The following is a 14473-nucleotide window of genomic DNA, read 5'->3' on the forward strand; positions in this document are numbered from 1 at the left end:
AATGAAGACGTTTCAGTTTCAGAAGCTCGTTACTTTTGTAGGGATAATACTCTTCATCGTGAAATTGATAGCGTGGCGCATCACCAATTCTAACGCTATCTTTTCAGACGCAATGGAGAGCATCGTGAATATTATTGCCGCATTTATGGGGTTGTACTCCCTCTATTTATGCAATAAGCCACGCGATACCGACCACCCTTATGGGCACGGCAAGGTAGAGTTTGTAACTGCAAGTATTGAGGGAATGCTCATTGCTATTGCGGGGATACTTATCCTTATCGAAGCCTTTTCATCACTTATAAAAGGAATACATCTCGACAAATTAGATTGGGGGATTGCCCTTTTTGGGTCGACTGCCATAGTCAATTACGCTATGGGGTATATTTCCTACCAAAAAGGGAAGAAAGAAAACTCTTTAGTACTGATGAGCGCAGGCAAGCACTTGCAGTCTGATACTTATGCCACCTCAGCTATTGTATTGAGCTTACTATTGGTGCATTTTACCGGCTGGCGATGGCTCGACCCTTTAATTGCCATCGGTTTTGGTAGTTACATTATAGTAATAGGCTGGAAGATAGTGCGCAAAGCCCTCAGTGGTATTATGGACGAGCGCAATGAAGCCCTCTTTGCCAACGTAGTGGAAATACTCCAAACCTACCGACATATCGAGTGGATTGACATACACAATATGCGCATACAGCAGTTTGGAGCGCATCTACACATTGATGCCCATATCACTCTGCCGTATTACTACCCCCTACAGCAGGCACACCAAGAAATGGAAAAGGTAATACACCTATTAGCAGAAAAAGTAGATCGCTCTATAGAGTTTAATTTTCACTTAGATTACTGCAAAGACTTTTCGTGCGAACTATGTAGCATAGACTGCCCCAACAGGCGCAAGCCCTTTGTAAAAACAATAGTGTGGAACAAAGAAAATATAGGAGGCATATCCAAACACAGAATTAACAATTAATACATAAAATGAAAAAGATATTGTTTTTATCGGGCTTAGCCCTTAGCACTCTACTCAGTGCGCAAGAAGCCCCTAAAGAAATTAAAACCACTGTTGATGCGGTAACCGTTTTTACTAACGGAGCACAAATTACGCGCAAAAAGACCATTATGCTACCTAAAGGGGTGAGCGAACTCAAATTCACCGACTTATCTCCTTATATAGCTCCTGAAAGTGTAAATGTAAAAGCTGTAAAAGGGATAACCATCCTTTCTGTAAGCCATAAAATCAACTTTTTAGACAAGTTAAAGCCTTCTGCAGAGGTAGAAACTCTTGACAAAGAAATAGAACAGCTGAAAAAGCAGATAGAAACAGAGCAAACCCACTTAGAAATTATCAGGGATAACATCGACCTATTGCAAAGGAACAAAGAGCTAAGCGGTAAAAATGCTCCTATACAATTGGCAAACTTACAGCAAATAGCCGATTACTATCACAAACGACTAACAGAGCTAAAGTTTGATGCTAACAACCGAATAGCAAAATTAGAAGATTTAAATGCTCAGCTCAAAAAATTAGAGAATCAGAAACGCACCGTTATAGGCAAAACCAACACTGAAAAAGGAGAAATATATGTGAAAGTAAATGCCGAAAGTGCTAAGAACTATCCGCTAGAGCTACAGTACATAGTTGATAATGCCCGCTGGACACCCTCATACGACCTCAGAGCCACTGACATTAGTCAGCCTATCAATCTCATCTACAAAGCTAATGTACAGCAAGATACTAAAGAAGAATGGAACCAAGTGAAGCTTACCTTCTCATCTGCTGACCCTAATATCTCGGGTGAAGCCCCTACCCTACAGACTTACTTCCTAAATTACAATACGATAGACCCTAATTTCGCTAAAAAACCTAAAATGAGAATAGGGTTAGGCAATAAAAATATACAAGGAGTAGTGGTAGACGAAAAAGGAGAGCCCCTGCCTGGTGCTAGTGTACTAATAAAAGGCACTGCCATAGGCACTTCTACTGATTTTGACGGTAATTTTCAGCTGAATATGACTAATTATGAAGATAGAATGCTCGAAATATCATATCTCGGTTATCAAACAGCCACCTTATCTCCACAAAAAACAATGACTGTAAGGTTAAAAGATGAATCTCAACAGTTAGAGGAAGTAGTGGTAGTAGGCTATGGTAATAAAAGAAAGAGTAGCGTAACAGGTAGCCTCAGTGGTCATAGTGCTGCTAAAATGAGAAGTGGCAGTAGCCCTGAAGCTGACCTCATCCCTGTAAAAGCAGCTGACATCCAAACTAATGTACAGTTTGAAATAGCTACCCCTTACACCGTAAAATCTGACAATCAAGTATATTCAGTAGATATGAAATCAATACAAGTACCTGCTGATTATAACTACTACGTAGTGCCAAAAGTAAAGCAAACGGCCTATTTAATAGGTTATGTGACCAACTGGCAACAGTACAACCTATTAGAAGGAGAAGCTAACATCTTTTTTGAAGATACTTTTGTAGGAAAAACTAATATACAACCCACCCAAACCGCTGACACCCTGAAACTCTCTTTAGGGCAAGACAAGAAAGTATCAGTAACTCGCGAAAAGGTAAAACAATTTGCCTCTCGCCAGTTTATGGGCAGCAAGAAAGAGGATGTTCGCCTATATAAAACCGTGATTCGCAATAACAAACAGCAACCTATACACCTCACCGTTCTCGACCAAATACCTATTCCTACCCTCAAAGAAATAGAAGTAAATGTATTAAACAGTTCAGAAGGGAAGTACAATAAAGAAACAGGAGAACTTAAATGGGAATTTGGGTTACAACCTACTGAAAAGAAGGAAATTAATGTAGAATTTTCAGTAAAATACCCAAAGAATAGGTCAATATGGTTAGAGTAATAACGTTAAAAAAACTATAAAAATGAGTTCAAAAGAAAGATAATAGTTGCTATTCAAAGTTTTTTTCTTACTTTTGCTGAAAATACCACACACAATAAGATGATATGATCACTAATTTATTTTCAGAGAACCTATGGTTTACGGTTGTTTTTGTGTTTTTACTATCGTTTTTTAAAAAGCTCACTTTCTTTTTGACAAAAATTAACATTCACTTAACATATAAGTAACTATGAAAATCTTTAACACACATAGAACTCCTTGTCTTTTTATAAATATAGGAGGAATCCTTCAGAAGTTATTAGAAGAATCTCATATATCAAAATCTTATAGGATTATTAAATATGATATTTCTATTAACAAAAGAAGCATTACGACTATTATCGAGAAACTAAAAATAGGTGTTATCGTTATAGAAACATCTAAAATTAAAGAATTTCCAGATGATATTATTCGTGAAATTATAGACTTAAGAACTAAAGGTGTAATCGTCTACGAAGCTGAAGAGTTCTATGAAGTTATCAATAAACGTATTCCAATAGTTAAGCTAGAAGCTAAAAAATATATTGGAGACGATATTTTCTCTATAAAACAACGTATCAGACATCGTTTGGTAAAACGTGCTTTCGATTTGGCTATTGTATTTTTTGCTTTCCCTTTTGCTCTTCCTCTCACTATCTTAGGAATAATACTTACTCTATTGAGTTCAAAAGGAGGTGCTTTCTTCTCTCAAGAACGTGTAGGAAGAAAAGGGAAACCTTTTAAAATATATAAAATACGAACTATGGTCATTAATAATGGTGGTTTCACCCAAGCTAATGACTCTCGAATTACCCCTATTGGGAAGATACTCAGATTTACAAAAATTGATGAGTTGCCCCAGTTATATAATGTTCTCATAGGTGATATGAGTATCATTGGACCTCGCCCTGAAATACCAGAATATGTAGAAAAATGTGCAGAACAAATGCCTTTCTTTAAGCTAAGACATATGATAAAACCTGGCGTTACAGGATGGGCACAAATTCACATACCCAAAGCAACTCCTGAAGATAATATCAAAAAATTAGAATATGATTTATACTATATCAAACGCTATTCATTATCTCTTGATATTAGAATAGTACTTCAAACAGCAAAAATCATATTAACCTTAAATAGTAACTAATTTTTTTCGTACCTTTGCGCCCTATATAATAAGAAATGCTAAAACAAAATTTACAACTTAAGCTCTCTCAAAAGCTCTCTCCTCAACAAATACAGCTAATGAAGCTCGTGCAGCTTCCTACTCTTGCTTTTGAGCAACGCGTAAAGCAGGAAATGGAAGAAAACCCTGCTTTAGAGTCAGGGCGTGAAGAAGAAACTCTTGACGACTTTCACGATGAATTCGACAACTCAGCTGATGAGTATAACGATAGTGATATCATTGATATGAATGACATCAATATAGATGAATACCTCAGCGATGATGAAATACCCGACTACCGATTACACGCTAATAACTACAGCGATGATGATGAAGAACGCGAAGTGCCTTTTAGCGCAGAGGTCTCTTTTCACCAATCGCTTATTAACCAATTAAACACTTTTACTATCTCAGACGAAGACTACCTTATAGCTGAGTTTCTCATAGGCAGTATAGATGATAGTGGCTACATACGTCGCTCTATACAAGATCTCACTGATGACTTGGCTTTCACCCAAAATATCTATACCGAAGAAAAACATGTAGAGCAAATACGTGAACAAATCATCTTTCAGCTCGACCCTGCAGGTGTAGGTGCTTTTGACCTACAAGAGTGTTTGCTCATACAACTACGCCGTAAAAAACAAACTCCAGCAGTAACCTTAGCTATAAAAATGCTTACCGAAGCTTTTGAGTCTTTCACCAAAAAACACTATAGCAAACTACAGCAACGCTTCTTAGTTAGTGAAGAGGAGCTAAAAGATGCTGTACAAGAGGTGGAGCGGCTAAACCCTAAACCTGGTAGCTCCTATGCAGGCAACAATGTACATATTGAGCAAATCATTCCTGACTTCACAGTAAAGGTTGTTGACAATGAATTAGAACTCTCGCTAAACGGACGTAATGCTCCTGAACTACACGTATCAAAAGAGTATAGTACGATGTTAGACACCTACAAGAAGAGTAAAGAGAAAAGCAACTCGCAGAAAGAAGCCGTACTATTTATTAAACAGAAATTAGATTCTGCTAAATGGTTTATTGATGCTATACGCCAGCGACAACAGACCCTGCTTATTACTATGGAGGCTATTATGGAGCACCAGCGCGAATACTTCCTCACAGGTGATGAACTGAAAATAAAACCGCTTATCCTTAAAGATATTGCTGATAAAGTAGGAATGGATATTTCTACCGTATCGCGTGTGGCTAGCAGCAAATATGTGACTACACCATACGGTACTAAACTCATCAAAGATTTCTTTTCAGAGGCAATGAAAAACGACCAAGGAGAAGATGTTTCAACCCGAGAAATCAAGCAGATACTGCAGCATATTATCGCTAAGGAGGACAAAAGCAAACCACTACCTGATGACGAACTTGCCCAACTGCTCAAAGAAAAAGGCTACCCTATAGCACGGCGTACTATCGCTAAATACCGCGAACAGTTAGATATTCCTGTAGCACGCTTGCGCAAAGAATTATAGCTTTTACCCCAATATATCAATAAGGAAATAATCTGAAGAGAATATAAAAAGAGGAACTACTCAATAGAGTGGTTCCTCTTTTTAGTTATAATCAATAACCTATGAAAACATTTCTTTTACTTTCTCGAAAAATGACTTGTCATTTTTGTCGGGTTGGGGCGTAAAACCATCGTTATCAAGCATTTCTTTGAAAAAGGCTTTCTGCTTGTCAGTTAGGTTTTTAGGCGTCCAAACGTTTACGTGGATAATAAGGTCGCCAGTGTAGTGCGTGCGAAGATTAGGTACCCCCTTGCCTCGCAAACGAAGTATCTTGCCTGACTGTATACCCTCATCTAACTTAATACGTACCTTTCCGGTAACCGTTTCTATCTCTTTAGTAGCCCCTAATACTGCTTCAGGGACACTAATATAAAGGTCATAATGCAGGTTATCACCCTCACGTTTAAGGGTGCTGTGCTCTTGCTCTTCAATAATAACCAATAAATCGCCTGCTACCCCATTTTTTACCGGAGCTTCGTTCCCTTTGCCATTGACTTGCAGTTGAATACCATCTACTACCCCTGCAGGAATATTGATTGGAATGGTTTCTTCTACCGTTTTAAGTCCTTGTGCATCGGTATCGGCAGCACGTTTGTCTATCACCTCGCCTGCCCCTCCACAAGTGCTACAAGTGGTGGCCGTCTGCATCATTCCGAGCATAGTATTCACTTGTCGCACAATCTGTCCTTGTCCGTTGCAGGTAGGACAAGTTTTATAGGTAGTGCCTTCAGCCTTTACTTTACGGCGTACTTTTATTTTCTTCTCTGTTCCTTTTACGATATCTTCGAGAGTGACTTTGACACGTATGCGCAGGTTATCACCTTTGACATACATTTGTTGCTGTCTGCCTCCTCCAAAACCACCAAATCCACCGCTAAAGCCAGAGAAATGTCCGCCGAATATGTCGCCGAATTGACTGAAAATATCGTCCATTGAGAAGCCTCCGCCACCCATACCGCCTTCGAAAGCTGCGTGACCAAATCGGTCGTATTGGGTGCGTTTGTTTTCGTCGCTTAGGACTTCGTAGGCTTCAGCTGCTTGTTTGAACTTTTCTTCTGCTTCCTTATCACCTGGGTTCTTATCGGGGTGATATTTCAAGGCTTGTTTGCGATAGGCTTTCTTTATTTCGGCTGCACTGGCCGTCTTGGATACTTCTAAAATTTCGTAGTAATCTTTTTTCATTTTTTAGTTAGTTATTGTGCTACCACTACTTTAGGAAAACGGATAATCTTATCGCCCAACTTATACCCTGTTTGTACTACATCGATGATTTTGCCTTTGGCATCGGGAGTAGGAGCAGGTATTTGGGTAACAGCATCGTGGTGCTCGCTGTCGAACACATCATTAGGTGCTACCTCCATTTTCTCTAATCCTTTCTGTTTGAGGGTAGTCATAAGTTTGTTATAGATAAGCTCAACCCCCATCAGTGTATTTTTGTCGCTTGACTTAGATAGTTCTGCCAAAGCGCGGTCGAAATCATCGACTACGGGCAGCATAGCTGACAAAATGTCTTGTCCGGCAGTTTTAAATAACTCAACACGCTCTTTAGCAGTGCGCTTTTTGTAGTTTTCGAACTCGGCAAAAAGTCGCAAGTATTTGTCTTTTTCTTTTGCTAATAGGTCTTCTGCCGTCTCTTCAGCAGGTGTGTTGGCTTCTGCTGTAGCTTCAGCAGTTGTTTTTTCTACTTCAGGAGTGTTCTTCACTTCCTCGTCTTTGATATCTTCGGTATTCATACTGTTTTTCTGTTATTGTCCCTTTTATTATAGCAAATTATTTGCCATAGTGTAAAAACTGACAAAATGACAGGGTTATTATTGAGAAATGGGAGGTTTTAGAGGGCTGAGAAGGCTGGGAAATAGGATTTTTTTCTGGTTTTGAGATGATAAGGAGACGTTTATACTTTGTTCATCTTTCGCTTATCGTTCGCTCTTCCTAAAGGGTAGCTATATCTAAAGTAAAGGGTAGGACTATAAGTAGGTTTTTTTTATAAAATTAGCAAATGGGAAGAATGGGAGGCTTGGGAGGGCTAGGAAGGCTGGGAAGATTGGGAAAGCTGGGAAGAATGGGAAGGCTGAGAGGATTGGGGGGCTAGGAAAACTGGGAAAGTTGGGAGGGCTGGGAGGTTTGGGAAATTGGGGGATTATTATTATCTTTGCGGCATAATTTTGTATTATAGGAAGTATGGGCGATTTTCTAAATATGTCGGAAGAAGATATAAAACTCAAATTCATAACTCCCAGCATAATGGATAAAGGATGGGGTTATGATAATATTTCTATGGAAAAAATGGTTAAATTTACCGATGGTAAGATTAACCTTCGAGGCAATCTTTTCTCTCGTAGTAAAGCAAAATATGCCGATTATATGCTTTACTATAATAAGGCTACCCCTATTGCTATTGTAGAAGCTAAAGATGCTACTCACTCTATAAGCTACGGAATGCAACAAGCAAAAGAATATGCTATGATGATGAATATCCCTTTTGCTTATAGTTCTAACGGACAAGGTTTTCAGGAATATGATTTCCTTACAGGAAAAGAAAGAACTCTCGCGATGGATGAATTCCCTACTAAAGAGGAGCTTTACAAACGTTTTACGGGTGAAAATCATAATGGAGAAGGATTATCGGAAAAAGAACTTAAAGTCATCAATCAACCGTTTTGTGTAGGTCAGGACATCTTCCCTCCTCGATACTACCAGCGCAATGCGGTTAATAATACGGTAAATGCCGTCGCTCAAGGCAAAAAACGACTTTTATTAGTAATGGCTACTGGTACTGGCAAAACTTATACGGCTTTCCAAATTGTTTACCGACTATTGAAAGCAGGATTGGTAAAGAAAGTATTGTATTTAGCTGACCGCAATGTATTAGTAGACCAATCTATTCAGCAGGATTTTAAACCTCTTCAGAAAACTATACACAAGGTTGATTATCAGAAAGATTTAAACAGCGGCATCACAGCGTATGAGGTTTATTTTTCACTTTACCAACAACTTATAGGACAAGGAGGAAAACAGCAGTACAAAGAGCTGTTCAGACCTGATTTTTTTGATTTGGTAATTGTAGATGAGTGTCACAGAGGAAGTGCCAAAGACGACAGCAACTGGCGTGAAATTTTAGAATATTTTGATAGCGCAATACAGTTAGGGATGACCGCAACTCCTAAAGAAACTAAATACCAATCCAGCATCAATTACTTTGGCGAGCCTGTTTATACCTATAGCTTAAAGCAGGGCATTGAAGACGGATTTTTAGCTCCTTTTAGAGTTGTAAATATCACCACTAACATTGGTGATGAGTGGAGACCTACTGTGGGGCAAGTAGATGTTTATGGCAATGAAATAGAAGATCGTATTTATAATAATTCGGACTACGACTATAAGATTATTATAGAAGACCGCATTAGGGAAGTAGCTGAACAAATTACTCATTACCTCAAGCATACTGACCGAATGGGAAAAACAATTGTTTTTTGTGCCGATGAAGATCACGCTGAGAGAATGCGCATAGCCCTTGTAAATGCCAATTCGGATATGTGTCAAAAAAATCCTGATTATGTAGTGCGCATTACGGGAAGCGACCCTTATGGACAATCAAAACTAGATTATTTTATTTCGGTAGCTGAAAAATATCCTGTTATTGCCACTACCAGTAAGCTTTTATCTACAGGAGTGGACTGTAAAATGGTGAAGCTGATAGTGCTTGACCAGCGTATCAGCTCTATGACTGAATTTAAGCAGATTGTAGGGCGTGGCACTCGTATTCGTGAAAAAGAGGGGAAAACGCACTTTACTATAATGGATTTTCGGAATGTTACCCGCCTATTTGCTGACCCTGATTGGGATGGTGAAGCAGAGATAGACCCTAACTATCCGCCTGATGACACGGTGATTCCTCCTGCTGAGCCCTGCCCTGTATGTGGGCAATTCCCTTGTGTATGTCCGTGTCCTATTTGTGGGCATTATCCTTGTGAATGTAAGGTTACAAATAAATCGCCTAAACCTATTGTAGATAAAAACGGTTGTTCTGTGACAGTGATTAACAAAGTTGTATCGGTGTATGATACGAATGGCAAACTTTTGCGAACTGAGAGTGTTACCGATTATACTAAGAAGAATATCAACGACAATTATACAAACCTTGATGACTTTATCCTGCATTGGAATAAAGCAGAAAAAAAAGCTGAGATAACTGATTTGCTGCGCGAAAGCGGTATTGATTTGCAAGCCCTAAAAGAAGACCAAGGAATGGCTGAGGTAGATGATTTTGATTTTATCTGCCATATAGCTTACGGCAAAAAGCCTCTTACACGCAAAGAACGTGCTGAAAATGTAAAAAAACGAGATGTTTTTAACAAGTATGGTGCTGAAGCCCGAAAAGTATTGGAGGCTCTGCTTGAAAAATATGCTACTGATGGTATCACACAATTAGAAAACACCACAGTTCTGAAACTTGACCCTTTCCGACAAATGGGAGCTCCTGCCCATATAGCCAAATTCTTTGGAGGTAAAGAACAGTATTTTTTGGCGGTGAAAGAATTAGAAAAATTGATATATAACATAGCTTAATATATGGCACTTAACAACTTTGTAAAAAGCATTCGGAATATTATGCGCAACGATGCGGGTATCAATGGTGATGCCCAACGCATTGAGCAAATTGCGTGGATGCTTTTCCTTAAAATATACGATGTAAAAGAGGAGGATTGGGAATTTAATGAGGATAGTTATCAATCGTTTATTCCTAAAAAATGTCGTTGGCGTTCGTGGGCAACAGACAAGGGTGATGGCAATGCCCTAACCGCTGACGCCTTGTTGGATTTTGTAAACAATACTCTCTTCCCTACCCTAAAAAGTTTGGAAGTTACCCCTGATACTCCTATACGCAGTAGCATTGTATTTACGACATTCCAAGATGCTAACCAATATATGAAAGATGGTGTATTACTTCGCCAAGTGGTGAATGTAATAGACCAGCTGAATTTTTCCGATTATGAAGAGAACCACGCTTTTGGAGAAATTTATGAAGCAATCTTGAAGGAAATGCAGTCAGCAGGTTCAGCGGGTGAGTTTTATACCCCAAGGGCACTTACGGATTTTATGGCAGAAATTATAGAGCCCCAAATAGGAGAAAAGATGGCTGATTTTGCCTGCGGGACAGGAGGCTTCATCACAAGTTGGCTAAACACTCTTGATAAAAAAGTTACCACGGCAGAGGCTAAAGAAGCTTGGGCTCAATCTATCTATGGAATAGAGAAAAAGCAATTCCCCTATATGCTTTGTGTAACTAATTTGTTACTACATAATATTGATGCCCCTGCGGTAGTACACGACAATTCACTTACAAAAGATGTACTTAACTATACCGATGACGACAAGTTTGATGTGGTGCTGATGAATCCGCCTTATGGGGGTAGTGAAAAGAACGATATCAAACAGCATTTTCCGTCAGACCTTTCTTCCAGCGAAACTGCTGACTTATTTATGGTACTGATAATGTATCGCTTAAAACAAAATGGACGTGCTGCGGTGATTCTTCCTGATGGGTTTCTCTTTGGTGCTGACAATGCTAAATTGGCTATAAAAGAAAGGCTTTTGAGAAAGTTCAACTTACACACTATTATCCGCTTGCCAGGTAGTGTATTTTCTCCTTACACAAGTATTGCTACTAATATCTTGTTTTTTGACAATGTGCAAGCAGAAGGAGCTGAAGAAGGTTTTTGCACCCATAAAACGTGGTTTTACCGCTTGGATATGCCCGAAGGGTATAAGCATTTTTCAAAAACCAAACCTATGCAAGCTGTACATTGTCAGCCTATTAAAGACTGGTGGCACAACCGTGTAGAAATTGTTAGCGAAGATGGTAAAGATGAGAAGTCGAGAGTATTTACCGCGCAAGAGCTCTTAGCGATGGATTGCAACCTCGACCAATGTAAATTCCCCAAAGATGAGGAGGAAATACTACCCCCAGCAGAGCTTTTGGACAACTACTACAAAAGACGTGCTGCCCTTGAGCACGAAATAGACAAAACTCTTTCGGAAATACAACAGATTTTAGGAATAGAAAGATGACAGCAGACCAATTACGCAAATCTATACTTCAGCAAGCTATACAGGGCAAACTTGTGCCACAAGACCCTAATGATGAGCCTACCTCTGTACTTCTTGAACGCATTCGGGAAGAGAAAGCTCGGCTTGTGGAAGAAAAGAAAATCAAGAAGGAAAAGAACCCTTCTGTTATTTTTAGAGGAGAGGATAATTCCTATTATGAGAAGTTAGGGGAGAAAATTATTGAAATAGAAAGTGATTACAACTTTCCAAATAGTTGGTCTGTAGTTAGATTATCATTTATTTGCATTCTCACTGACGGAGAGAAAAAAGAAGGACAGAATATATGTCTTGATGCTAAGTTTTTACGAGGAAAAACAGAAGGTAATTACTTAAAAAATGGGAGATTCATAACGAAAGGAGATAATATAATTTTGGTGGACGGAGAAAACTCTGGAGAGGTTTTTACAGTTCCATGCGATGGTTATATGGGAAGTACATTTAAAAAACTATGGGTAAGTTCTGTAATGAATTTACAATATGTACTTTACTTTATACAGTTCTATAAAGACCTACTTCGTAATTCAAAAAAAGGAGCTGCTATACCACATCTTAATAAGGAATTATTTTATTCACTTTTTATAGGTCTCCCTCCTTTAAAAGAGCAACAGCGTATTGTAGAAAAAATAGAGGAACTTATCCCTCATATTGAACATTATAGCAAAGCACAAGCAGAACTTGATTTGCTTAACAGAAACATTAAAGAACAGTTAAAAAAGTCTGTTCTGCAATATGCGATAGAGGGGAAACTTGTACCACAAGATGAAACAGAAGGCACGGCTGAAGAACTATTACTGCAAATACAGAAAGAGAAGCAAAAACTATATGAAGAAAATAAGCTAAAGAAAAAAGACCTTGAACACAGCATTATTTTTAAAGGTGAGGATAACAAGTACTATGAGAAGATAGGGAAAAATGTTACCTGTATAGATGAGGAAATACCTTTTGAAATACCTAATGGGTGGGTGTGGGCAAGAATGGGGCAGATAGGAGATTGGGGAGCTGGGTCAACTCCTTCTCGTAGTAATCCTAATTATTACAATGGCAAAATATTATGGTTAAAAACAGGAGAATTAAATAATGGAATTGTTTTTGATACCGAAGAAAAAATTACAGAAAAAGCTTTTCAAGAATGCTCTTTACGTATAAATAAAGTAGGTAATGTACTTATAGCAATGTATGGAGCTACAATTGGTAAATTAGCAATAGCAGGCAAAGAACTCACTACTAATCAAGCTTGTTGTGGATGTTCTCCCTATCTAATAAATAATTGGTATCTTTTTTATTTTTTAATGGCAAGTAGAGAACAATTCATAAAGAGAGGAGAAGGAGGTGCTCAACCAAATATATCTCGCGTTAAATTAGTCGAACATCTAATTCCTCTTCCACCCCTATCTGAACAGCAAAGAATAGTAAATACCATTCAAAATATTTTTCGTTGTATAGAAAAGAATTAGTTTTCTATACAACGAAAAATAGCATCAATAGATTCTACAATACGTTGTTGTTCAGCAAGTGGAGGAAGAGGAAATAATAATCGTTCCCAATTTCCCTTATTTATAATTGGAGTAGCGGTTCCTGTTGATTTTTCAATCATAGCAAGAAAAAAAGTATTAGAAAGTAAATAGTAATATAGAAATTTGGGTTCACATAAAATAGGAGTAATAGAGTTGATTTGTTGATTGAAAGTTACAGATTTATTAACAATAGCACATTTACCTATTGAGCCTCCTATACATACTTGGAGAATAGAATTACAGGGAACTACTCTACCATACAACATTCCTTCCTTAGATAACCATTGATTTTCATTAACAATCCTATTTTGTTGTATATTAGCTGGACTTAGAAAAGGAATATGATCACCAAAAAAATTAGGATTACTTTTTGGAGGAGTTGTACCTGTTTCTGTAAGTCCCAAATCTCTTACTCTACACCACCTCCAATTTTTAGGTATTTCAAAAGATATTTCCTCGTCTATACAGGTAACATTTTTCCCTATCTTCTCATAGTACTTGTTATCCTCATCTTTAAAGATAGTGCTGTGTTCTAGGTCTTTCTTCTTTAGCTTATTTTCTTCATATAGTTTTTGCTTTTCTTTCTGTATTTGTTCTAATAATACCTCAGCCGTGCCTTCTGTTTCATCTTGAGGTACAAGTTTCCCTTCAATAGCGTATTGCAGAACAGACTTTTTTAGCTGTTCTTTAATGTTTCTGTTGAGCAAATCAAGTTCTGTTTGTGCTTTGCTATAGTGCTCAATATGAGGGATAAGTTTCTCTATTTTTTCTACAATACGTTGCTGTTCAGCAAGTGGGGGAAGAGGAACGCGTGTTGTATGTAGAGTTTGAGATGAAAAACCTTGTATGCCTATTCCTTTACCCCCAATTAATCCAGAAAGATTATATAAATAAAAAATATAGTAAAAGTATCGTGTACATAAAGGAAGATATGCACGAAGTTTATGTATGTGATTTTGAAGCATTATGGGTTCATCGTTTTCCCAAATACAAGAACGTCCTATATCTCCTCCTTCACAAACCAACAAATCTCCTTTAATTGCTTGACAACGCTCAATCTCTTTAATCTCAAAAGGCATTTTTTTGAGATTGTTGAGTATAAAACCATTCCAATAAAGATTAGAAGTTGTAATATAACTCATTAACTCCCCTGAAGAATTACTTCTGTTTAACTGTTTCCCATTGTTGTGATTAAATAGATTTCCAATAATACACCACTCCCACCCGTTAGGTATCTCAAAAGGTATTTCCTCATCAATACATTT

General features: G+C 38.0%; 10 protein-coding genes. 7 read left to right on the top strand and 3 right to left on the bottom strand.

Going from position 1 to position 14473, the window contains the following annotated elements:
* The first annotated feature begins 1 nt into the window (after position 1).
* The 4 genes from C8P65_RS04615 (at position 2) to rpoN (ending at position 5544) form a co-directional block, all read left to right on the top strand.
* Entirely contained in the window at positions 2-976 is a 975-nt protein-coding gene (locus C8P65_RS04615; protein WP_107781712.1) for a cation diffusion facilitator family transporter, read from the top strand.
* 8 nt (positions 977-984) lie between these two features.
* Positions 985-2877 (top strand): DUF4139 domain-containing protein, encoded by a 1893-nt coding sequence (locus C8P65_RS04620; RefSeq protein ID WP_107781714.1) that lies wholly within the window; start codon positions 985-987, stop codon positions 2875-2877.
* A 229-nt stretch (positions 2878-3106) separates the two neighbouring features.
* The gene (locus tag C8P65_RS04625) at positions 3107-4042 is read left to right on the top strand and encodes a sugar transferase (protein ID WP_107781716.1); all 936 of its coding nucleotides are present in this window, start codon (positions 3107-3109) and stop codon (positions 4040-4042) included.
* A 35-nt stretch (positions 4043-4077) separates the two neighbouring features.
* The gene (gene rpoN, locus C8P65_RS04630; RefSeq protein WP_095914295.1) at positions 4078-5544 is read left to right on the top strand and encodes an RNA polymerase factor sigma-54; all 1467 of its coding nucleotides are present in this window, start codon (positions 4078-4080) and stop codon (positions 5542-5544) included.
* Between the two features lie 99 nt (positions 5545-5643).
* On the opposite strand, the gene dnaJ is transcribed toward rpoN, so the two are convergent.
* Complete coding sequence (dnaJ, locus tag C8P65_RS04635; RefSeq protein WP_107781718.1) at positions 5644-6765, bottom strand: molecular chaperone DnaJ; 1122 nt, start codon at positions 6763-6765, stop codon at positions 5644-5646.
* An 11-nt stretch (positions 6766-6776) separates the two neighbouring features.
* Positions 6777-7316, bottom strand: coding sequence for a nucleotide exchange factor GrpE (locus C8P65_RS04640; protein WP_107781720.1), 540 nt, complete (start codon positions 7314-7316; stop codon positions 6777-6779).
* 448 nt (positions 7317-7764) lie between these two features.
* On the opposite strand from C8P65_RS04640, the gene hsdR reads away from it, so the two are divergent.
* The 3 genes from hsdR to C8P65_RS04655 are packed head-to-tail and all read left to right on the top strand — an operon-like array spanning position 7765 to position 13148.
* Complete coding sequence (gene hsdR / locus C8P65_RS04645) at positions 7765-10152, top strand: EcoAI/FtnUII family type I restriction enzme subunit R (protein ID WP_107781722.1); 2388 nt, start codon at positions 7765-7767, stop codon at positions 10150-10152.
* A gap of 3 nt (positions 10153-10155) precedes the next feature.
* Positions 10156-11655 carry a class I SAM-dependent DNA methyltransferase gene (locus tag C8P65_RS04650; protein ID WP_107781724.1) on the top strand — a complete coding sequence of 500 codons (1500 nt, stop codon included), beginning with the start codon at positions 10156-10158 and terminating at the stop codon, positions 11653-11655.
* Positions 11652-13148, top strand: coding sequence for a restriction endonuclease subunit S (locus tag C8P65_RS04655; protein ID WP_107781726.1), 1497 nt, complete (start codon positions 11652-11654; stop codon positions 13146-13148). The genes C8P65_RS04650 and C8P65_RS04655 overlap by 4 nt, the downstream gene beginning before the upstream one ends.
* Here the strand turns inward: C8P65_RS04655 and C8P65_RS04660 are convergent.
* Positions 13145-14467 (bottom strand): restriction endonuclease subunit S, encoded by a 1323-nt coding sequence (locus C8P65_RS04660; RefSeq protein ID WP_342747624.1) that lies wholly within the window; start codon positions 14465-14467, stop codon positions 13145-13147. The two genes, C8P65_RS04655 and C8P65_RS04660, sit on opposite strands and share 4 nt — an antisense overlap.
* Positions 14468-14473 lie beyond the last annotated feature (6 nt).

It is taken from the genome of Capnocytophaga leadbetteri, assembly GCF_003054025.1.
Lineage (GTDB): Bacteria > Bacteroidota > Bacteroidia > Flavobacteriales > Flavobacteriaceae > Capnocytophaga > Capnocytophaga leadbetteri.